Genomic DNA, 22,268 nt, shown 5'->3' on the forward strand with positions numbered 1-22,268 from the left:
TTATGGATATGAACATTCCCGCCGAGTCCGGCCCCGCCGATCAGCCGCAGCGCGAAGCGCAGGCCTGGCTGCGCCGGCTCACCTCCGGCGCGGCCACGCAGCGCGATCTAGAAGGGTTGCGCCGCTGGCAGGCCGCGAGCCCCGTGCATGCGCAGGCCTTCGCGGAGGCGCGGCGCCTGTGGAAGGCGCTGGACCCCGCCATCGGCCAGATGATGTCGGAGCATCCCGCCTTGCTGGCCGCGCACCGCCAGGCCTCGGGCCAGCCCGCGCGCAGTCCCGCGCTGCCGCGCCGCGCCTTCCTGGGCGCGGCCGTCGGTGCCGCCGGCGCGGCGGGTGTGGCGCTGGCCGTGTACCCGCCGCTCGGGCTGTGGCCCGCGCTGGGCGAATGGAATGCCGACTTCCGCACCGCCACCGGCGAGCAGCGCACGGTGGCGCTGTCCGAGGGCGTCGACCTGGTGCTCAACACGCAGACCAGCGTGCAGCGCCGCATGCGCGACGGCCGCACGGTGGGCATCGCGCTGATCGAGGGCGAGACGGCGGTGGACCTGTCCGCGGCGGGTCCGGGCTTCAGCGTCACGGCCGGCGCGGGCCGCGTCGAGGCGCAGGCGGGACGCTTCGAGGTGCGCTACCTCGACGGCAGCGCCTGCGTCAGCTGCGTCGAGGGCAGCGTGCGCGTCGCGCACGCGATGGGAACGCAGGTGCTGCAGCCGCGCCAGCAGCTGGTGTACGACGCGGGCTCGATCGGTGCGCCCGAGGCGATCCGCGATGCCGACGCCTCGGCCTGGCGCACCGGCGTGCTGGTGTTCCGCCAGACGCCGCTGTCGCGCGTGATCGCCGAGATCAACCGCTACCGGCCGGGCCGCGTGCTGCTGCTGGCGCGCGGCCTCTCGGAGCGCGCGGTGAACGGGCGTTTCGCCATCGCCGCGCTCGACACCGTGCTGGTGCAGATCCAGCGTTCGTACGACCTGCGCGCGCGGGCCCTGCCGGGTGGCGTGCTGCTGCTTAGCTGAGTCGTGTGACAGCTTGATTGGCCCCCGCGTCCGATCAGGTTTGAGAAAGTTAGCGGTTTTGTTTGCGTTGCCCGGTCTGTCCTGTGAGAGGCATGGATTCCAGCCATGCCAGTGCATTGCATTTCTTATCGGGCGCCAGATGAACACACACGAGGGACACCGCAGCCGCCAGCCGGCCGTGGTGCGAACGAGGAACTTCCGCATTTCGCCGCTGGCGCAGGCCATGGCCCTCGCGCTGGCGGGCGCCGCCTCCGCGGTCGCGCCGCCGGCCCATGCGCAGCGCGCCTTCAGCGCGGGCTGGATGGCGCAGAAGAACATGGCGCAGAACATCGCCATCGCGACCGGTCGCCTGCCCAACGGCACGCCGGCGTCGAACCTCACGAGCCCGCAGGCCCAGCAGCAGCGCGCCAGCGAGCAGCTGCAGCGCTCGATCGGCAACCTGAACCTCGCGGCGCAGGCGATCGCGGCGCAGCAGGCCGCGCAGGCGGCCGCGCGGCAGGCGGCGCTGGACGATCCTTCGTCGGTGCCCGATGGCCTGGCCGATGGCGGCTTGAAGGTCGACACGAATTCGCTGACCGCGGGCTGGCTCAATGCCCAGGCACCCGTGCAATCGCAAGGCGGCGATGGCCGCACCACGGTCACGATCCAGCAGACCGGCGACCGCGCGATCCTCAACTGGGAGAGCTTCAACGTCGGCAAGCGCACCACGGTCGATTTCAGGCAGCAGGCCGACTGGGCGGTGCTCAACCGCATCAACGATCCGCAGGCGCGGCCTTCGCAGATCCAGGGGCAGATCAAGGGCGACGGCACGGTGCTGATCGCGAACCGCAACGGCATCGTGTTCAGCGGCTCGAGCCAGACCGACACGCGCAACCTCGTGGCGGCCGCAGCGAAGATCGGCGACGAGCAGTTCAAGGCACGCGGCATCTACAGCGAACAGGCCAGCGGCGCCTACACGCCGAGCTTCACCGAGGCACTGGGGGCCGTGAAGGTGGAAGCGGGCGCGCAGCTCACGACCCGCACGCCCGCCTCGGTCACGCGCGGCGGCGGCTATGCCTTGCTGCTGGGCGCCGAGGTCGACAACGCCGGCACCCTCACCACGCCGCGCGGACAGGTGCAGCTCGCCGCGGGCGATGCCTTCGTGGTTCGCGCGGGGCAGGGCACCGATGCCAACCAGTCCTCGACCACGCGCGGCAACGAAGTGGCGCCGCTGTTCGATGCCGGCAGCACGGCCGGCACCGTCACCAACCGCGGCCTGCTGCGAGCGCCCGAGGGCGACATCACGCTGACGGGCCGCAAGGTGGTGCAGGACGGCGTCGCGGTGGCCACCACCACGGTCGACACGCGCGGCACCATCCATCTGCTGGCCTCGGCCTCGGACAAGGACAGCAGCATCACCGTCACGCAGAAGGCGCTCAACGCGATCCTGCTCGACGACCAGAACGGCCGCACCGCGCTCGACAGCCAGCGCGATGCCCTGATCGCCGAATCGGCCAAGCTGGATTTCGCGCGCCGGACCACAGCGCAGGGCGTGTTCGACAACCTGTCGCTGCAGGACGACCGGCGCGACCAGTCGCGCATCGAGATCGTCTCGGGCGGCGGCGTGCTGTTCGAGGGCGGCTCCACCACGCTGGCCACGGGCGGCCAGCTCGCGGTCAGCAGCGGAGCGGCGGGCGGCCGCAGCACGGTGGCCGACGGCGCGCGGCTCGATGTCTCGGGCGCGGTCGGCGTGCAGGTGGCGATGGCCTCGAACAACATCGAGATCAACATCCAGGGCAACGAGCAGCGCGATGCGCCGCTCAACCGCGACACCACCTGGCTCAACAACGCCAATGTGTGGATCGACCGCCGCCAGCTGGTTCACGTGGCCGCCGGCGTGGGCGGCTACGACAAGGAGCGCTGGTACACGGCGGGCGGCCTGCTCGAGGTCGGCGGCTATCTGGGCCTGCAGGGCCACGGCATCGGCGAATGGTCCGCGCAGGGCGGCAGCGTGAGCTTCACGGGCGGCGAGGTGGCCACGCAGCGCGGCTCGAACATCAACCTGTCGGGCGGCACGCTCGACGTGCAGACCGGCACGATCCGCCAGAGCTGGCTCAAGGGCGCGGACGGGCGCCTGTACGAGGTGTCGAAAGCGCCGGCGGACCTGAGCTACACGGGCCTGTACAAGGGCTTCGAGGACGAGCACAAGCGCTGGGGCGACAAGGCCACGGGCTTCTTCTACAACCCGCTGATCGGCCCGCAGCAGCGGCTCGAGAGCGGCTACACGGTCGGCCGCGACGCGGGCCGGCTGGTGATTGCCACCAGCGCCGCGACGCTCGGCGGCGACATCACGGCCGATGCCTTCCAGGGCCCACGCCAGGCGCAGAAGGCCGATGCGGGGCTGGAGGACGGCTACGACCAGTCGCACAACGCGGTGGCGCATGCCGGCCAGCTGATCCTGGGCCGCTACGACTCGGCGCTCAACACCGATGCGAAGAACGGCCCCGTCGGCCTGTTCCACAACCTCACGCCGACGCTGGCGCACATCGTGTTCGACGCCGAGCCGGACGGCGCGGCCGCCGACCCGCAGGGCACGCTGCGGCTGGACGCGGACGGACTGACGCGCATGGGCCTCGGCGCCATCGTGGGCAGCGCGAAGGAGGACATCGCGGTGCAGGCCGCGCTCGCCGTGACGCCCGGCGGACAGATCGCGCTGTACGCGCCCACCGTCAAGGTCGATGCCGGCCTGACGGCGCGCTCGGGCCGCATCCTCCTGGGCGACGTGGTGCCCATGGTGTCGCCGGAGAACGGCATCTCGAGCGATGCCCAGCTGGGCGCGCCCGCGGGCACCACGCCCAGCGTCGTCATCGGCGGCGGCGTCACGCTGGACGCGCGCGGCATCTGGAGCAACCTGCAGCAGGACGCGGACGATCGGCGCTCCCTGCCTTACCTCGACGGCGGGACGGTGGCCGTGCGCAACACGGGCGACGTGACGCTGCAGGCCGGCGGCGTCATCGACGTCTCGTCGGGCGCGATCCTGCGCGCCGACGGCAGCCTGCAAGGCGGCACGGGCGGCGACGTCACGCTGGCCGCGGGCTACGTGGTGAACGCGGCCGCGGCCGGGCCGGGCGGCCTGCTGCGCGTGGACGGCGAGGTGCGCGCCTATGGCGTGAACGGCGGCGGCACGCTGACCATCGAGGCCGCGCAGGCGATCGGCCTGGGCCTGGCGCCCGTGGGCAGCGATGGAACGCTGCCGGCGGGCCAGGCCTCGTCCGCGGGACTGCGGCTGGCCAACGACTACCTGGTCGAGGCGGGCAGCGCGATCCCGTTCGGCTTCTCCGCGACCGTGACCCGGGTCGCGCCGGGGCAGAAGATCGGCGGCCCCCTGGTGCCGATCATTTCCGCGCAGAGCCCGCTGACGCTGGCGGCGGACTGGGTGATTCCGCCGGGCGTGGCTTCGGCGCAGTTCAGCACCGCGCCTTTCTTCGCGGGACCGGGCACGCGCGTGCCCAAGGGTGCGGTCATGACGGCCCTCAACCTCGCGGGCAGCGCCACGGTCACGGTGGCGGCCGATGCCTTTCCCGACGGCATCCAGGTCAAGCCGGTGACGACGGTGTATGCGGCCGGCGCCATCGTCGCGCAGCCGCTGGTGATCGCGGCCGGCACGCTGCTGCAGCCCGGTACGACGCTGCCGGTCGACGTGGCGGTCAAGCCGGTGCTGACGCTGCGCGGCGCGCTGTTCGAGAGCGGCTTCTCCCACTACGAGATCCACGGCCATGACGGCGTGACGCTGCCCGCCGGCGCGACGCTGGAGGTGGCCATGCCGGTCTACCGCTGGGACGGCAGCCGGCAGGCGCCGGCCACCGGCACCGACCCCGCGCAGGCCCTGCAGCGCTGGACCCCGCCGCTGTACGAGGAACATCCCGACAGCGCACGGCTCGCCCAGCGCCTCGGCGCCGACCTGGTGCTGCTCGCCGGCTCCGCGTACGACGCGAGTTCGCCGATCGTGCTGGGCGAGGGCTCCACGCTGTCGGTCGATCCCGGCCGGTCCATCTCGCTCTTGAGCAGCGGCGGCCAGGTCACGCTCGAGGGCCGCGTGAACGCCTGGGGCGGCGCGATCGCGGTGAACACGCGCTACCCGTTCTTCCACGGCGCGGCCAGCAGCTTCGTCGATGGCCGGTCGATCTGGGTCGGCGAGCATGCGGTGCTCGATGCCGCGGCGCGCGCCTACGTGGCGCACGACAGCGAAGGCCGCGCCTACGGCGTCGCGCCCGATGGCGGTTCGATCACGCTCGGGCCCACCGACGACTTTGTCGTCATCCGTGCCGGGGCGCTGCTCGATGCCTCCGGTGCGCAGGCGACGGTCGACCTGGCCGCGGGCAGCGGCCCCGGCGCGATCGCGCAACCGACCGTGCTGGCCGGCGCGGGCGGCAGCATCGCGCTGGAGTCGAACACGGGCATCTACATCGACGGCGACCTGCGCGCCCGGGCCGGCGGCGCCGGCGCGGCCGGCGGCGCGCTGACGCTCCTCATGGACGGCCGCGCCTACAGCGGCGCCGACTACGACGCCACCGGCACCTTGCCCGAGGCGGTGCAGCACATGCACGACATCACGCTGACGCAGGTCCGCCCCGGCAGCCGCCTGCCCGCCGAGCTGGCACCGGGCCAGGCCGACCGCAGCCTCGCCGTCGGCGACACGCGGCTGGGCATGGACCAGGTCGTCGCCGGCGGCTTCGACGCCCTGACCCTGGGAACGCAGGACCTGTTCGTGTTCCAGGGCGACATCGACCTGTCGCTGGGCCGCAGCCTGAATCTCAAGGGCGGCGTCTACACCGTGGACGCCGCCACGCCCGACGCCCGCGTGAACCTGCGCGCGCCCTATGTGCGCCTGGACGGCGGCTACCCGATCCGTCCCGACGACCAGCCATGGGCCGGCTCGGTCGGCTTCTATTCGCCCGGGCTGATCAACAAGGACGGCGCGCTCATGGCGTCGAGCGTCAGCGGCACCAGCGCGCTGACCATCGAGGCCTCGCTGATCGACCTCTACGACACCCTGCTCTCGGGCACGGGCGGGATCCAGGGCGACGGCGGGGGCTTGCTGAACGTGCCGTCTCGACCCGTGGACCTGCCGGGTTTCGCCAGCCTGAACCTGAAGGCATCGGGCGACGTGCGGCTGGGCAACACCCGGCTGTACGCGAGCGGCGACATCGCCATCGAGTCGGCGCAGCTCTATCCGATGAGCGGGGCCAGCGCGACCATCCTCGCGGGGCGCATCACCGTGCCGAACGCATTCGGCAACCCGATCGAGCAACTCGATTCGCGGCGCACGCTGACCCTTCGCTCCAGCGGGCAGGACGCGCCGATGCCGGCCTCGGTGTTCGGCAAGCTGCTGCTGCGCGCCGGCACGGTGGACCAGGGCGGCACGCTGCGCGCGCCGCTGGGCACCATCACCATCAACGACAGTCCGTCGCCGCTGGGGGCGCCGCTGAACGAAAAGGCCACGGACGACACCACGGTGGTGCTGCGGCCGGGCAGCGTGACCTCCGTCAGCGCCGCGGGCCTGGTCATGCCCTACGGCGGCACCACCGACGGCCTGGACTACCGCGGTGCCCCCGCCTTCACGGGCCTGCCCGGCGGCGTCAAGGACGGCGGCGAGCTGCTCTCGGGCATCAGCCTGGGCGGCCAGCACGTCGTGGTCGAGGCGGGCGCGACGCTCGACGCCTCGGGCGGCGGCGACCTGCGCGGCCAGGGCTTCGTCACCGGGCGCGGCGGTTCGGTCGATGTGCTGGCCACGCCGCTGTACAACGCCAATCCCGCGGGCAACCGCTACAGCGCGGCCTCGAACCAGGTCTATGCGGTGCTGCCCGGCTATGCCTCGGCCTATGCGCCCGTCATCGCCGACAAGGGGGCCGGCGATCCGGCCATCGGGCGGCAGATCCAGATCGGCGCCGACGTGCCCGGCCTGCCTGCCGGCACCTACACGCTGCTGCCCTCGAGCTATGCGCTGCTGCCGGGCGCCTTCCGCGTCGAGGTCGCCACCGGCCCGTCCGCGACGCCGGGGCTGGCGCGGCAGCCCGCCGTGGCCGTGCCCAACGGTTCGTGGCAGACCAGCGGCGTGCTGTCGCTGGCCGGCACCGGCATTCGCGACAGCCTGCCCACCGCCGTGCTGGTGACGCCGGGCGCCGCGGTGCGCCGGTTCTCGCAGTACAACGAGACCAGCTACTCGGACTTCGCCATCCAGCAGGCGGCCCGCTTCGGCCGCGTGCGGCCGCTGCTGCCGGCCGACGGCAAGATCCTGCGCTTCGACCTGATGCGCTCGGACGCGGGCGGCGACGCGCTCAGCTTCGAGGGCCAGGCGCTGATGGGCGGCGCGCAGGGCGGCGGGGCCGGTCGCGTGATCGTGACCGGCAACGCGGCCATCGACGTCACGGCCGATGGCGCCACGCCCGTGCCGGGGCGCATCACGCTCGCGGCGAGCGACCTCAATGCGATGAATGCCGCGTCGATCTCCATCGGCGGCTGGACCAGCTATTTCGACGGCAACACCAACCAGAGCGACAGCCCGCGCGTCTACTTCACGATGGGGGGCGCGGGCACGGTCCACGTGGGCGAAGGCGCGGCGCTCAAGGCCGGCCAGATCTTCCTGATCGGCAACGACCTGTCGGTCGACACCTCGGCCGTGCTCGACACCCGCGGCTTCGCCGACCCGGCGGCCGACTCCAGCCTCGGCTACCTCTATGCCAACTTCCTGGCCCCCACGGCCAGCGGGCCCGCGGTGCTGGCGGTCGCCAACGGCTTCCTCGACTTCCTGCCCGCACAGGGCACGGGCCGCATCCGCGTGGCCGACGGCGCCAGCCTGCTGACCACCGGCACGGTCGCCTTCCTGGCGCCGGGCGACCTGAGCCTGGGCAACGTCAACCTGGGCGCGCGCTTCGTGACGGTGGCGCAGCACCAGATCAACATCGGCAACGACGCGGCCCTGGCGCAGGCCGATGCCGCCGGCGTGCTGCCCACGGGCTGGCGGCTGACGCAGGACGTGCTCGCGCGCCTGCTGCGGCCCGCCACCGACAGCGGCCTGCCCGCGCTGGAACGGCTGGCGCTGACCGCCGACACCCTCAACTTCTACGGAACGGTCACGCTCGACACCGGGGAGTCGAAGGCGCAGCTGGCCATCAACACGCCGGCCTTCTATGGCTGGGGCAACGCGGGCGACGAGGTGCGCCTGGTCACCGACACGCTGGTGTGGAACGGCGTGCGCTCGGGCCTGGGAACGAACGACTCGCCGTACGCGAGCGCGGACCCGGTGGCGACCGTGCCCGGCGGTCCGGGCTCCGGCGCGGGCCACCTGGTGCTGGACGTCAACACGATGATCTTCGGCTACGACGCCCATGCCCGCGCGCAGAGCCAGACCGCGCTCGACCGCGTGGCGCTGGGCTTCGCCGACGTCACCATCGACGCCGCCCGGGCGGTGACGGCCAACAACAAGGGCTCGCTGTCGGTGGGCCTGACGCGCGATGCCTCGGGCGCGCTGCAAGGCGGCGCGCTCGACATCCGCACGCCGCTGCTGACCGGCGCCAGCGGCGCGACCATGCGCTATGCGGCCGGCGGCGACATCCATGTCGCGCTGCCCGAGGGCGCGACGGCGGGCCGCACGAACGAGGTGCAGGACCTGGGCGCCTCGCTGGCCTTCAGCGGCCGCAAGGTGACGCTGGACACCGCCATCGCCCTGCCCACCGGCAAGCTCGACGTGCAAGGCACGGGCGACATCGTCTTCGGCGCGAACGCCGCCATCGACCTGAGCGGGCGCCACGTGACGTTCTACGACGTGTCGCGCGATTCCTGGGGCGGCGCGCTGACCGCGACCAGCACGGGCGGCAGCATCGCGCAGCAGGCCGGATCGACCATCGACGTCTCCGCCGCCGCGAGCGACGCAGGCTCGATCCAGGCGAGCGCGCTGGCCGATGGCGCCAGCGTGCAATGGAACGGCACGCTGCGCGGCAGCGGCGGGCCGGGCTTTGCGCAGGGCAGCTTCATCGAGCAGGTGGGCGCGCTCGACAACGCCGGCTTCGCCGCTCTGAACACGCAGCTCAACGACGCCGGCTTCACCGCGCTGCGCGGCTTCCGCATCGCGCATGGCGACCTGGCGGTCGGCGACGGCGTGCGCGCGAACAAGATCGCGATCGTGCTCGACGACGGCAGCCTGACGGTGAACGGCAAGCTCGATGCATCGGGCCGCGGGCCGGGCAGCATCGCGCTGACCGCCAGCGGCGACCTGACCCTGAGTGCCTCGTCGGTGCTGGACGTGCATGCCACGCAGCTGGCCGTCGACAGCAACGGCCAGCAGATCGACGCATCCAACCGCGCGCACATCGCGCTGAGCTCGACGCGCGGCAGCGTCACGCTGCAGCCCGGCGCCACGCTGGACCTGAGCACGCCCGACGGCATCGCGCGCGGCCAGGTGGAGATCGCCGCGCCGCGCCGCGGTCCCGATCCCGCCGATGCGTCCCGCGACAACGACATCGCGATCCAGGCGGCCGGGCCCCTGAACATCCGCGGCGCCGCCTCCATCGCCGTGGTGGGCTTCCGCACCTACACGCTGGCGGACGGCACGGTCATCGACCAGCAGCTGCTCGACGGCATCGACGTCGACAGCCGACGCTTCATCGACGCGGCATGGGCCAACGACGGCCTGCAGGGCCGCCTGGCCGGCCTGCGCGCCTATGGCGCGGCCTATCACCTGCGCCCCGGCGTCGAGCTCGACGGCACGGGCAGCCTGTCGACCGAGGGCGACATCGACCTCTCGGGCTACCGCTACGGCCCCGGTGCCGACCCGGCCCTGCGCGGCTCGGGCGAACCGGGCGTGCTGGTGCTGCGCGCCACGGGCGACCTGAAGATCAACGGCAGCATCAGCGACGGCTTCGCGCCGCCCGGTGCCTCGCCTGACGACAACGGCTGGGGCGTGCAATTGCCGGTCGGCACCCTGACCAGTGCGGTGAACATTCCCACCCCCGTGACGGTGCAGGCCTTCACCTTGTTCCCGTCCGATGCCACCTTGAATTTCGCGATCACGATCACCGATCCGGGCTTCTTCTACAGCATCGCCGTCAACCCCAACGCGACCCTGCCGGCGGAGGCCCAGGTGCTCGAAGCCTTCTTCTCCTACGACACGGTGGCGACCGCCAATGTGTACAACGCCGATGGCTCGGTGCTGTACCGCAAGGGCGAGGTCATCCCCGCGCAGACCGTGCTCAACCAGGGCCAGACCTTCGGCGCCGGCTTCAACGTGGGCATGGGATCGGTCGTGTTGTCGTCCATCACCATCCCGGCGGGCGCGCCGCTGGGTTTCCTGACCAACGGCGCCTTGCTGACCGAGGACTTCACCGTGCCGGCCGGCTCCGTTCTTCCCGTCAACACCGTGGTGCAGGGCTACGTGGGCGGCGCCATCGCGCCGACGCGTCCGGTGGGGCCGGACGGCACCCAGGGCCGGCAATGGGCGATGGCGCCGATGCTGGCGCCGGGCATGCAGTCGTGGTCGATGCGGCTGGTGGCGGGCGCGGACCTGGGCAGCGCGGACACGCGCGCGCTGCACGCGGCCGGCCAGCTGGGCGGCATGGGCAACATCACGCTGGAGGACGCGCACCTGATCGGCCTGGCATCGCCCGTGGTCTCGATCGGCAGCAGCGTGATCCGCACCGGCACCGGCGACCTCGAGCTGCTGGCCGGCGGCAACTACGTGCAGAAGTCGCCGTTCGGCGTCTACACCGCCGGCGCCGCCATCGACGGCGCGGCGAGCGCGCCGTTCAACCTGGACCGCGGGCTGCAGACCGACGGCACCGTGCTCGGCGCGGCCAACGGCGCCTACGAGCCCACGCTCAACAGCACGCGCATGTGGATGCCCACGCAGGGCGGCGACTTCACGCTGGCCGCGCAAGGCGACATCCTGGGCTTCCAGGCCCGGGACAGCCAGTCGATCGGCACCTGGCTGTGGCGCCAGGGCGGCGCGGGCCTGGACCAGCCGACCGCCTGGGGCATCAACTTCGGCACCTACTCGTTCAACAGCGCCGCGCCCTTTCCCCAGTTGCTGGAGCTGCCCGCCTTCACGGGCGTGGGCACGCTGGGCGGCGGCAACGTCACGGTGCGCGCGGGCGGCAACATCGGCCTGCCCGACGGGGCGACGTTGGGCGAAGGCAACCGCAGCCTCGTGGTGGCGGCGGCCGGCAGCGGCCGCGTGGTGGACGGGCAGTTGCTGCAGACCGGCGGCGGTACGCTCGACGTGAGCGCGGGCGGCCAGGTCAACGGCGGGATGTTCGTGGGCCTGCGCGGCGATACCACCGTGACGGCCGGCAGCGTGGGCAGCGAACGGCTGCAGGGCTATGGCTATCGCTTGCGCGACCAGCGCCCGCTCGACCCCTACACCCCCTATGCCAGCCGCTCCAGCGGCGAGGCCAGCTTCGCGCCGGGCGACGGCGCGGTGCGCGTGCGCACGCTGGGCGACCTGGCGGTGAACACCTTCACCGATCCCGGCCGCGACACGCCCGTCAGCGAAACCGCGGGCACCAACGCGGACGGCATCACCGGCTTCGGATCGACCTGGTTCACCCTGTGGACGCCGGCCACGCAGATCGACCTGGTGTCGGCCGGCGGCAACCTCACGCCCATCGTCAAGAGCGGCAATGTCGTTCCCTCGGTGCTGCGCGCGGCGGCGCTGGGCGGCAGCATCTACTACGCGACCGGCGGCGAGGTGCTGCTGATGCCGTCCTCGCACAGCGCGCTCGAGCTGCTGGCGCGCGACCTGATCAGCGGCGATGCCGCCAACAACGTCTCCAACGGCTCCTCGCCGATCGCCATCCTGGGCGCCTCGGCGAACAGCATCGCCACCCCGCTGAATCCGGCCTGGCGCCTGGGCGGGGAGCTCGACAGCCGCGGCCGCAAGGTGCTCGACTCCAACTACTGGGGCAACGCCGATACGCCGCTCGACCGCGTGGTCATCGAAGGCACGATGTTCATGTTCGGGCCCAACAACGTCGTCGACGACAGCACGCTCGGCGGCCAGGGCACGCGCATCTATGCGCTGAAAGGCGACATCGTCGGCATCCAGTCGGGACGCATCTACATGACCGACGCGCTCGCCACGGGCGGCCTCTCGATGCCGTACTACCAGTCCGCCGGTCCGCTGCGCATGGTGGCCGGCGGCGACATCGTCGACACCCGCGGCCTGATCGTGCAGAACGGCGCCAACGACGTGTCGCTGATCGCGGCGCAAGGCAGCGTGCTGTTCACCGGCTGGACGATCGCCGGTCCCGGCTCGCTCGAGGTCTCGGCGGGCGGACAGATCTACCAGGGCAGCCAGGCCAGCCTGACCAGCCTGGGCCCGCTGGTCCCCGGCGACACGCGGCCGGGCGCGGGCATCACGTTGCAGGCGGGCCTGGGCGCGGGCGCGCCGGGCGAGGGCACGGTCGACTACACCGGCTTCGCGCGGCGCTACCTCGACGCAACCCGGCTCGCCGCCACCGGCCAGCCGCTGGCCGACCAGCCCGGCAAGGTCGCGCGGACCTACGAGGCCGAACTGGCCCAGTGGCTGGGCCAGCGCTACGGCTATGCGGGCCCGGGCGGGGCCGATGCCCTGGCCTACTTCCTGGCCTTGCCCGCCGAGCAGCAGCGCATCTTCGTGCGGCAGGTCTATTTCGCCGAGCTCACGGCCGGCGGGCGCGAGTACAACGACGCCGACAGCCCGCGCTACGGCAGCTATCTGCGCGGGCGCGATGCCATCGCCACGCTGTTCCCCGACACCGATGCGGCCGGCCGGCCGATCCGGCGCGCGGGCGACATCACGCTCTACCAGGGCGTGGACAGCAACGCGGGCATCCGCACGGTCGTGGGCGGCGGCATCCAGACCCTGGCGCCGGGCGGCCAGACCGTCGTCGGCGTGGAGGGCGTGACACCTTCGATCAAGGAGGACGCGGTGCCCGCGGGCCTGCTGACCCAGGGCGAGGGCAGCATCCAGATGTACAGCCAGGGCAGCATCCTGCTGGGCCTGTCGCGCATCATGACCACCTTCGGCGGCGACATCCTCGCATGGTCGGCCACGGGCGACATCAATGCCGGCCGGGGCTCGAAGACCACCGTGGTCTACACGCCGCCCAAGCGCGAGTACGACACGCTGGGCAACGTGAAGCTCTCGCCCAACGTGCCGAGCACCGGTGCCGGCATCGCGACGCTCGATCCGATTCCGGAAGTGCCGCCGGGCGACGTCGACCTGATCGCGCCCTTGGGCACCATCGACGCGGGCGAGGCTGGGATTCGCGTCTCGGGCAACGTGAACCTCGCGGCGCTGCAGGTGGTGAACGCGGCCAACATCCAGGTCAAGGGCGAGTCGGCCGGGCTGCCGGTGGTGGCGTCTGTCAACGTGGGCGCGCTCACCAACGCGAGCGCGGCCGCCTCGCAGGCCGCGATGGCGGCGCAGGACACGGTGCAGCGCGAACGCAAGTCCGCACGCCAGGCCTTGCCCTCGGTGTTCACGGTGCGCGTGCTCGGCTTCGGCAACGAGCCCGCGGCCGGTCCGGGCGGTGGAGGCGGTACACAAGGCGGGGAGGGCGGCGGGCCGGTGCCGCGCAAGCCGGCGGAGCAGGCCAGCTACGACCCCTCGGGCTTCATCCAGATGCTGGGGCATGGCGCGCTGACCGACGCGCAGATCGCGCGGCTGACCGAGAACGAACGCCGCGGCCTGCCGCGCGGACGCTAGCCCGGCCACCCGCCATGAACTCGCCGATGTCCGTGTCCTGCGGCGATGCCGCAGGGATCGACCGTGCGCCGTCGCCGGACTTCCAGGCGCTGCTGGTGGCGAACTACGCGCAGCTGCATCGCCGGCTCGCACGCCACCTGGGCAGTGCCGACGCGGCCAGCGAGAGCCTGCACGATGCCTGGCTGCGGCTGGCCGGCACGGCCTTCGCGGGCGTGCAAAGCCCGCTGGCCTATGTCTACCGCGTCGCCTGCAACGCGGCCATGGACCGGCTGCGCGCGGAGCGGCCGTGGCAGTCGGCGGATGGCGCGCAGGAAACGCTCGAGCACCTGGCAGACCAGTCGCCCGGGCCGGAGCTGATCGCCGAGGCGCGCTCCGATCTCCAGGCCGTGGAGCGCGCGATGCGGGTGCTGCCGCTGCGTCACCAGCACATCCTGGTGGCGCTGCGGGTGCACGAGCTCACGCGCGAGGAAGTGGCGGTGCGCCACGGCCTGTCGCTGCGGCGGGTCGACACCACGCTGCGCCAGGCGCTGCTGCATCTGCCGCTCGCGCGCTGCGCGGCCTAGGCTCCGCATTCACAGGAAGGGCACGCCGCCGGTCACGGGAATCGTCGCGCCCGAGATATAGCTGCCTTCGTCGGAGGCCAGCAGCACGTAGACGGCCTGCAGCTCGCGCGGCTGGCCCGGGCGCTTCATCGGCGTCTGCGTGCCGAACTCCCTGACATTGCCGGCCGGCAGGGTCGAGGGGATCAGCGGCGTCCAGAAGGGGCCAGGTGCCACGCAGTTCACGCGGATGCCCTTGTCGGCGAGCAGCTGCGCCATGCCGCCCGAGAGGTTCTGGATCGCGCCCTTGGTCGCGGCGTAGGCCACCAGCGTGGCATTGGGCTTGTCGGCATTGACCGAGGCGGTGCTGATGATCGAGCTGCCGGGCTTCATATGCGGCACCGCGGCCTTGCAGAGGTAGAAGTTCGCGTAGACGTTGGTGCGGAAGGTGCGGTCGAACTCCTCGGCGCTGATCTGCTCGAGCGACTTGTGCGACATCTGGAAGGCGGCGTTGTTCACCAGCACGTCGATGCGCCCGAAATGCTCGAGCGTGGTGGCCACCAAGGCCTGGCACTGCGCCTCCTCGCGGATGTCTCCGGGCGCGAGCACGCACCGGCGCCCGGCGCCTTCGACCAGGCCGCGGGTGACCTGCGCATCGGATTCCTCTTCGGCCAGGTACGAGATCACCACGTCCGCACCTTCGCGCGCGAAGGCCAGCGCGACGGCGCGGCCGATGCCGCTGTCGCCGCCGGTGATCAGGGCGGCCTTGCCGAGCAGCTTGCCGGCGCCCACGTACGAGCTCTCGCCGAAGTCGGGACGCGGCGACATCTCGGATTCGAGGCCGGGCGGCTGCTGCTGGGGGGTCGAGAAGGGCGGCCTGGGGCCTGCTTCGCGGGGATCGGTCATGGCGGGTTCTCCGTGCATGTCAAGGGAAGAAAGGGGGGAAGTTCTCAGGAGCGCGCCGCGGACTCCGACCGTTCCGCGCACTTGGCCATGTCCCTGCCCATCGCCACCTTCTGCGCGGCCTCGGACGTCAGGTTGCCAGCCTTGGCGCGTTCCGCGAGACGGGCATAGAACGCGGCCACGCGCTGCAGCTCCTGCTCGTCCAGCGCCTCGATGCCGATCATGCGATTGCTCGCGCGCTGGCTGGTGGCGAGCAGTTCGTCGAGCTTGAGGTGCACGGCCACGCTGTCCTTGTTCTGGCTCTGCTGGATCAGGAACACCATGAGGAAGGTCACGATCGTCGTGCCGGTGTTGATCACCAGCTGCCAGTTCTCCGAGAACTTGAACAGCGGCCCGCACAGCGCCCAGGCGGCCACCGCCATCAAGGCGACGCAGAAGGCGGTCGGGGTTCCAGCCCAGCGCGTGACGCGGCTGGCGAAGCGATCGAAGCGCGCGAGCCAGAGCGACTTGCCGGCATAGGCGACGGTGACGGTGTTGGGCATGCCGCCCACGGGGCCATCGTCGTCCTCTCGAGGGTCTGGGCGTGGAAAAGGCTGGATGTCTGACATATGGGCGAGTGCTCCTGCGATCCGTCGCAGCGTGCGTGCGCAGGCGGCCCGCCCGCGACATCCTCGCGCGCATCCTCTTGCAGGAGTGCGCCTGCGCCCGTGGCGCGCGCGCCGCCGACGGCATGTCGGCGCGGGGCGACCTGCTCCTACGAGATTGTTCGCAAAGAAGAGACGGAGCCGCCGGCTGGCCGGCTTACCGTCCATCGAACCCAACACTGCAAGGAGCCTCAGATGGCAAGTTCGAAGAATGGCGGCGACCAGCCCCTGGTCGCGCCCGCGGGTGGCGCGAACCCACCGGTCGATTCGCTCACCGAAGGCCTGGACGACGCCGCGGCGGCCGCGCCGAAGGAAACCGGCGAGACCGACCGGGAACAGGCGATCCGCGAAGCCGCCTATGCCGCCTACGAGCGCCGCGGAAAGACCGAGGGCAACGCCGAGCAGGACTGGCTGGACGCGGAGGCCGAGGTGAAGGCCCGATCCGGGGCCTGAAGACCCGCGGCCGCGCGGTCGTCGCGACCGTCGCAGCTTTGCGGCGCTGGCCCGCGCCTTTGTTCACAACCCGATTTCCGGAGCACTTTCATGACCCTTCACAACGATGCCTCGCCGAAGATCGATGCCAAGTCCGCCGCGGACGTCGCGCAGCTCGCCCGCAAGCTGGACGCCACCGTCGAGCAGGTCGAGGAGGCCATTCGTGCCGTCGGCCCGAATGCCTCGGACATCGAACTCCATCTCAAGGGTTCGCGCAGCACCACCAATGCGGAGCGCACCGACGCCACCGGCACGGACTGACGATGACGCCGGACGCGGCGTTCAGGCGACCGGGCTGAGCGCCACGCGCACGGGAATCGCCTTCGCCGCCGGCACCATGCTCTGGCGCGCGAAGTGCTCGAGCGGAATCAGCGGATTGCACTCGGGGTAGTAGCCGCCCACGCAGCCCTCGGGCAGGTCGTAGGGCGTGACGCGCAAGCCCGTCACCCGGCGCTCGGCGTCCTCGAAACCTTCGGCGTTCACATCGACCATGTCGCCCTCGGCCAGCGCCAGCCGCGCCATGTCGCGCGCATTCATCAGCAGCACGCGGCGCGTGCCGTGGATGCCGCGGAAGCGGTCGTCGAGGCTGTAGATGGAGGTGTTGAACTGGTCGTCGCTGCGCAGGGTCATGAGCCGCAGCACCTGCTGCGATGGCGCCGCGCCCTCGCGCAACAGGCCGTAGCCCTTGAAGTTGGCCTTGCCGTTCTTCGTCTTCCACACGCGCTCGCGCGCGGGCAGCGGCCGAGGAAAGCCCGCCGGATCTTCGAGCCGCGCATTGAAGTCATGGAACACCTCGGGCAGCACCTGCGCGATGTGCTCGCGGATGCGCGCATAGTTCTCGACCCAGGCCTCCCAGGGCACGGCCGGGTTCGGCGGCAGGGTGGCGAGTGCGATGCCCGCGACGATCGCGACCTCGGAGCGCAGCGTATCGGCAGCGGGCTCGGCCATGCCGCGCGACGCATGCATGACGCCGGTGGAGTCCTCGACCGACACCGACTGCTCGCCGCCGGCCTGGCGGTCGATCTCGATACGGCCCAGGCAGGGCAGGAGGTACGACACCTCGCCATGCACCAGGTGGCTGCGGTTGAGCTTGGTGGCGATGTTGACCGTGAGGCGCAGCTTCTTCCATGCGGGCTCGATGCGGTCGGTGTCGGGCACGGCGCGCGTGAAGTTGCCGCCGAGCGCGACGAAGGCGCGCACCGAGCCGTCGAGCACGCCGCGGCAGGCCTCCACCGTGTTGAGGCCCTTCTCGCGCGGCGGCTCGAAGCGGTAAAGCTTCGCCATCGCGTCGAGCGGCGCGAGCTCGGGCTTCTCGGTGATGCCCACGGTGCGCTGGCCCTGCACGTTCGAGTGGCCGCGCACCGGGCAGATGCCCGCGCCAGGCCGGCCGATATGGCCGCCGAGCAGCAGCAGGTTCGACACCATCTGCACGTTCGCGACACCCTCCACATGCTGGGTCAGGCCCATGCCGTAGATGCCGATCACGGCACGCGACTCGGCGAAGGTGGCGGCCGCCTGTTCGAGCGCCTCGCGCGTCAGGCCCGATTCCGCGGCGATGACGGTCCACGAGACCTCGCGCAGCCAGGTGGCGAAATCCTCGAAGCCCTCGGTGTGCGTGGCGAGAAAGCCGGCATCGAGCACGCGCGGCGCGCCGGCCGCGAGCGCCGCGTCATCGGCCGCCACCAGCGCCTTGCACAGGCCCGCGAGCGCCGCGAGGTCGCCGCCGTTGCGCACCTGCAGGTACTGGGTGCTGACTTGCGTCTCGGCGGGCGTGAGCATCTGCACCGGCGACTGCGGATTGGCGAAGTGCACCAGCCCGGGTTCGCGCAGCGGGTTGAAGGTCACGATCTTCGCGCCGCGCTGGCGCGCCTCCTGCAGCTGGTGCAGCATGCGCGGGCTGCTGACGCCGGTGTTGTGGCCGAAGATGAAGATCGCGTCGCAATGCGCGAAGTCGTCGAGCCGCACCGTGCCCACGGGCACGCCGATGGTCTCGGGCAGCGCCACCGAGGTGGTCTCGTGGCACATATTGGAGCTGTCGGGCAGGTTGTTGTTGCCGTACAGGCGCGCCAGCAGCTGGTAGAGATAGCTGGTCTCGAGCGAGGCGCGGCCCGAGGCATAGAACACCACCGAGGCTGGATCCTCGTGGCGCAGCGCGCGTAGCTCGGCACCGATCTCCGCGAAGGCGTCATCCCATGAGACTTCGAGGTAGCGGTCGCTCGCGGCGTCCCAGCGCATCGGCCGCGTAAGACGGCCGCCGGCCTCGAGTTCGTGGTCGCTCCAGCCGAGCAGTTGCGTGACCGTGTGCTGCTCGAAGAATGCCGGCGGCATGCGCTTGGCCGTGAGTTCCCAGGCCGTAGCCTTGGCGCCGTTCTCGCAGAACTCGGCCGTGCGCGGATGGCCGGGCTTGGCCCAGGCACAGCTCACGCAGGCGAAGCCATCGGGCTTGTTCTGCTGGAGCAGGGCCCGCGCGCCCAGGATGGGAATGTGCTCACGCAGCAGGATGCTGCCCACCGCCTTCAACGAACCCCAGCCGCCGGCCGGATGTTCGTAGGTCTCGAAGCTCGCGGCGTCGTTCACTGCGTCGAGCGCCGGCCGGGACCGGGATAGGGCTGCCGCGCGAGCTCCTCGCGCCGCCGAAGACGCTTCATTTGAGTTTCTCGGCCAGGTACTGGCGGACTTCGTCGGCCGAATTGCCGACGGCCTTCACCGCGTCGCGAAGCTGGGTCTCGGTGCAGCCCAGGCTCTGGGTCCACGAACGGACTTCATGGGGTTCGTGCAGCGCGATGAGCTTGCGATCGAGCGCGGTCTTCTTGGGATCGTCTGTCATGGGACCTCCTGAGGGATTGACTCGATGAGCAGCGACAAGGCGCCCGCCGGCCGGCTAGGCCTTCTCGCCGTTGCGCCGGGTCTGCGCGGGCGGCTTGGCGCCCTCGGTGCCGGGTGCGGGCGCATCGTGGCCGCGCTCGCCCGGATCGCCCGAGGGCTTGCCGGCCTCGCGGCCCATGCGGCTGCCGTCCAGCGGCGTGTCGATGCCGACCTCGCGGTTCTGCTCGATGTTCACGGGCGACATGGGCTTGCGCGTGGCCATGCTCAGCCCTTGGCCTTGTACTGGTCGCGCAGGTCGCGGATCTGGTCGTGGTTGCGCTGGGCACCGTCGGCCTGCCGCTGCACGACGGCGAGCACTTCGGCCGGCAGGTCGTTCTTCAGCGCCTTGCGGTAGCGGGCGACCGCCGAGTCCTCGCCGCGTTCGCACTCCTCGAGCATCGACAGGGCGCTGTCGGCACCCAGCGTGCCCTTCACATGGACCCAGCCGCGGTGCAATGCGCCGCTGACGCTGCCGCCCTGGTCCGCCTTGCCGCCGAGCGCGCGGATCAGGGTGGCCAACTCTTCGGCGGCCGCGGCGCATTGGACCGCGCGGTTCTCGAAGACCTGCTTGACCTGCGTGTCTTCGACTTCGTCGGCGCAGGCGCGGAATCCGTATTCGCCGTCGCGCGAGTTCTCGAGCAGGTCGTTGAGGATCGACAGGACTTCGTCGCTGGTGATGGATGCGGTGGTCATGGTGTAGCTCCTGGGTGGGTTGGTTGACTGATCGATGCCTCACGGTGGGGCTCGGGCCCGGGGCGCCGTGTAGGTGCCCGCCGCGCCAGCTCGTCGTGGCGCACCGACGGCCCCGGAATGCGCAGGGCGCCTGGACGTCGCGGGAACCGGAAACGCGCCTACGCCTGCCGCGCGGTCCGTGGCCGATAACCCGGTGCAGGGGGCAAGGATTCGGTTTCGACCGGGAGGTGGCAGGAATGCGTTCGAAGATGCTCAGCGAACGGCAGCAGCGGGTGCTCGTCAGCATGAAGCTGCTGGCCACCTTCTGGCAGCGGCGGCTGCCGGCCGAGTCCACCTCGCGCGACGAGATCGAACAGCTGCTCTCGCTGGAGGCCGCGGGCCTGGTGCGCGCGACCTTCGATCGGCCGTTGCGGGAGCGAACGGGCGAGTTCTACATTCCGCGCGCCATCGTGCTCGAAGTGACCGCCGAAGGGCTCTCTGCGTTGACGCGCGCGCAGCGTCAGCAGCCGGGCATCCTCGGGGAAATGCCCAGCCGTCGGCCCGCGCGGTCGAGCCGGGGGCGCAAGGCCGGAGCGGGCCCGGAACCCATTCCCGGGCATTCGGTAGTGAAATGACATGGCGCAACCCCCGCGGTCTTGGCTACCATCCGCGCCCGTCGGAGGTCACCCATGCCGATGGATTTTCTACGCCGCATCAAGGATTCGCAGTTTCCGCTCGCCCTTCATGAAGAGGCCGACATCCGCAACGCCATCGTTCTCGAGGCCGCGGGCCTGATCGAGGCCCGGCTTCCGCCGCCTGGCGTTCCATTGACCCAGGGCCCCTCGATCATCTTTCGGGTGACGCCGGAGGGCAGGGCTGCTCTCTCGAAGGCCGAGCGCACGGATTGAGCCCGCACGCGGCGGGCTCGATACGGGGCGCGATGAATCAAGCCGCCGCCGTGAGTTCGGCCATCAGCTCTTCCTTGCGCGCCGCCATCAGCTCGCGCATCGTCACGAGGTCCAGGCCCTTGGCCGCGCGTGCCTTGGGGAACATCTCGTTGCGCTCTTCCTTGACGTGGTGGTCGATGTATTCGCCCAGCACCTTGACCTTGGCATCGAACATCTCGTCGATCTCCTCGGCGTCCTGGATCTGGGCGATCAGGTCCTTGGCGCTGGCGTGCTCGACCTCTGCCTCGTCGAGCAGGTCGGTTTCCTTGATCGCTTCGCGCACCGCCGGATAGAAGATCTCTTCCTCGATCTGGGTGTGCACCGTGAGTTCGGCGCAGATCTGCTGCGCCAGCTGGCGCTTCTTCGCGGTCGCGCTCGCGGCCTTCGAGCCGACGAGTTCGTCGTAGGCCGTGAACAGCTTCTTCACGTTCTTGTGGTCGGTGTCGAGCAGGCTGCAGGCGTCGGGTTCGGCGCGTTTGGTGGTCATGTGGGGCTCCTGGTTGGGTTTCGTGGGAGCCATGACACTCGGTTCGGGGTTGCCCGCATCGCGTAGGCCTGCAGCGCATCGCCACGCAGGAATGACGCATCCTGCGAGCGCGCCGCCTCAGGCCATGTTGGGCTGCCCGTTCGAGGCCATGAGCCCGCCGTCCACCGGCAGCGCCACGCCCGAGACGAAGCTCGCGTCGTCGCTCGCCAGGAAGGCCACGACCGCCGCGATCTCCGAAGGCTCGGCCCCGCGCCCCAGCGGAATGCGCTCGCGGAATTTCGCCATCAGCTTGCGGTCGCCCTTCATGTCCTCGGTCATCGGCGTGAAGGTCAGGCTCGGGCAGACGGCGTTGACGCGCACGCCGTCCTTGCCATGGTCGAGCGCAAGGGCCTTGGTGAAGTTGACGATCGCGCCCTTCGAGGCGTTGTAGAAGCCGAGCGCCCAATCGCCGCCGAGCCCCGAGACCGAGCCGGTGTTGACGATGCAGCCGCGGCTCGCGATCAGGTGCGGCATGGCCGCGCGGCAGCCGTGGAACACGCCGCCGACATTGGTCGCCATGGTCTTCGCCCAGCCGTCGAAAGGCGCCTCGGTCACGCTGCCCTCGACCGCGATGCCGGCGTTGTTGAACAGCACATGCAGCGCGCCGAAGCGCTTGATGGTGGCGGCCACCAGGGCCTGCACCTGCTTGTAGTTCGACACGTCGGTGAGCTTGACCAGCGTGCGTTCGGGCGGCAGGTCGGCGGCGACGCGTTCGAGCTTGGCCTTGGTGTCGCCGGCGAGCACGACGCTGGCGCCCTCCTGCGAGAAACGGCGGGCCGTGGCCTCGCCGATGCCGGAACCGGCGCCCGTGACGATGACGACGCGATCGATGAAACGTTGCATGCTGCTGCTCCTGGACATTGAAGCGCCGCAGCTTGGGCAGGCGAAGCGGCGCGCGGTGTCGGTGCGCGGCGATTGCGTTGTCGGACGCGCGCCTGCGGAACGCGCG

General features: G+C 71.2%; 15 protein-coding genes. 7 read left to right on the forward strand and 8 right to left on the reverse strand.

Annotated elements, in window-relative coordinates; translation table 11 throughout:
- The first annotated feature begins 8 nt into the window (after positions 1-8).
- The 3 genes from AC07RM_RS01650 to AC07RM_RS01660 all read left to right on the forward strand — a co-directional run bounded on the left by AC07RM_RS01650 (position 9) and on the right by AC07RM_RS01660 (position 14,294).
- Complete coding sequence (locus AC07RM_RS01650; protein WP_495332477.1) at positions 9-1,010, forward strand: FecR family protein; 1,002 nt, start codon at positions 9-11, stop codon at positions 1,008-1,010.
- 139 nt (positions 1,011-1,149) lie between these two features.
- Positions 1,150-13,731: a filamentous hemagglutinin family protein gene (locus AC07RM_RS01655; RefSeq protein ID WP_495332479.1), complete on the forward strand. Its 12,582-nt coding sequence runs from the start codon at positions 1,150-1,152 to the stop codon at positions 13,729-13,731.
- Positions 13,732-13,757: 26 nt separating this feature from the next.
- The gene (locus AC07RM_RS01660; RefSeq protein WP_495332481.1) at positions 13,758-14,294 is read left to right on the forward strand and encodes an RNA polymerase sigma factor; all 537 of its coding nucleotides are present in this window, start codon (positions 13,758-13,760) and stop codon (positions 14,292-14,294) included.
- A gap of 9 nt (positions 14,295-14,303) precedes the next feature.
- Here the strand turns inward: AC07RM_RS01660 and AC07RM_RS01665 are convergent, their stop codons facing one another.
- Positions 14,304-15,176 (reverse strand): SDR family oxidoreductase, encoded by an 873-nt coding sequence (locus AC07RM_RS01665; RefSeq protein WP_495332483.1) that lies wholly within the window; start codon positions 15,174-15,176, stop codon positions 14,304-14,306.
- A 44-nt stretch (positions 15,177-15,220) separates the two neighbouring features.
- A complete protein-coding gene (locus AC07RM_RS01670) occupies positions 15,221-15,715 on the reverse strand; it encodes a low affinity iron permease family protein (protein ID WP_495332485.1) in 495 nt (164 codons plus the stop codon).
- 297 nt (positions 15,716-16,012) lie between these two features.
- Between AC07RM_RS01670 and AC07RM_RS01675 the strand changes: the two genes are divergently transcribed.
- Both AC07RM_RS01675 and AC07RM_RS01680 read left to right on the forward strand, forming a co-directional pair.
- A complete protein-coding gene (locus AC07RM_RS01675) occupies positions 16,013-16,270 on the forward strand; it encodes a DUF2934 domain-containing protein (RefSeq protein WP_495332487.1) in 258 nt (85 codons plus the stop codon).
- A 90-nt stretch (positions 16,271-16,360) separates the two neighbouring features.
- Complete coding sequence (locus tag AC07RM_RS01680; RefSeq protein ID WP_495332489.1) at positions 16,361-16,570, forward strand: DUF3606 domain-containing protein; 210 nt, start codon at positions 16,361-16,363, stop codon at positions 16,568-16,570.
- 21 nt (positions 16,571-16,591) lie between these two features.
- On the opposite strand, the gene AC07RM_RS01685 is transcribed toward AC07RM_RS01680, so the two are convergent.
- The 4 genes from AC07RM_RS01685 to AC07RM_RS01700 form a co-directional block, all read right to left on the reverse strand.
- The gene (locus AC07RM_RS01685) at positions 16,592-18,886 is read right to left on the reverse strand and encodes an FdhF/YdeP family oxidoreductase (RefSeq protein ID WP_495332491.1); all 2,295 of its coding nucleotides are present in this window, start codon (positions 18,884-18,886) and stop codon (positions 16,592-16,594) included.
- Between the two features lie 67 nt (positions 18,887-18,953).
- On the reverse strand, positions 18,954-19,136 hold the full coding sequence (locus tag AC07RM_RS01690; protein ID WP_093349567.1) for a DUF3606 domain-containing protein: 183 nt from the start codon (positions 19,134-19,136) through the stop codon (positions 18,954-18,956).
- A 54-nt stretch (positions 19,137-19,190) separates the two neighbouring features.
- On the reverse strand, positions 19,191-19,397 hold the full coding sequence (locus tag AC07RM_RS01695) for a hypothetical protein (RefSeq protein ID WP_495332493.1): 207 nt from the start codon (positions 19,395-19,397) through the stop codon (positions 19,191-19,193).
- A gap of 2 nt (positions 19,398-19,399) precedes the next feature.
- Complete coding sequence (locus AC07RM_RS01700) at positions 19,400-19,867, reverse strand: ferritin-like domain-containing protein (RefSeq protein WP_093349562.1); 468 nt, start codon at positions 19,865-19,867, stop codon at positions 19,400-19,402.
- A 236-nt stretch (positions 19,868-20,103) separates the two neighbouring features.
- On the opposite strand from AC07RM_RS01700, the gene AC07RM_RS01705 reads away from it, so the two are divergent.
- Both AC07RM_RS01705 and AC07RM_RS01710 read left to right on the forward strand, forming a co-directional pair.
- On the forward strand, positions 20,104-20,481 hold the full coding sequence (locus AC07RM_RS01705) for a hypothetical protein (RefSeq protein WP_495332495.1): 378 nt from the start codon (positions 20,104-20,106) through the stop codon (positions 20,479-20,481).
- Between the two features lie 54 nt (positions 20,482-20,535).
- Positions 20,536-20,754: a hypothetical protein gene (locus AC07RM_RS01710; RefSeq protein WP_093349556.1), complete on the forward strand. Its 219-nt coding sequence runs from the start codon at positions 20,536-20,538 to the stop codon at positions 20,752-20,754.
- A gap of 37 nt (positions 20,755-20,791) precedes the next feature.
- Here AC07RM_RS01710 and AC07RM_RS01715 read toward each other — a convergent pair whose 3' ends face one another.
- Together AC07RM_RS01715 and budC are read right to left on the reverse strand one after the other, a co-directional pair.
- Entirely contained in the window at positions 20,792-21,280 is a 489-nt protein-coding gene (locus tag AC07RM_RS01715) for a hemerythrin domain-containing protein (protein WP_398493189.1), read from the reverse strand.
- Between the two features lie 117 nt (positions 21,281-21,397).
- Complete coding sequence (gene budC, locus AC07RM_RS01720) at positions 21,398-22,162, reverse strand: meso-2,3-butanediol dehydrogenase (RefSeq protein ID WP_093349551.1); 765 nt, start codon at positions 22,160-22,162, stop codon at positions 21,398-21,400.
- Between the last annotated feature and the right edge of the window lie 106 nt (positions 22,163-22,268).

It is taken from the genome of Variovorax sp. GW821-FHT09B05 (genome assembly GCF_059418265.1).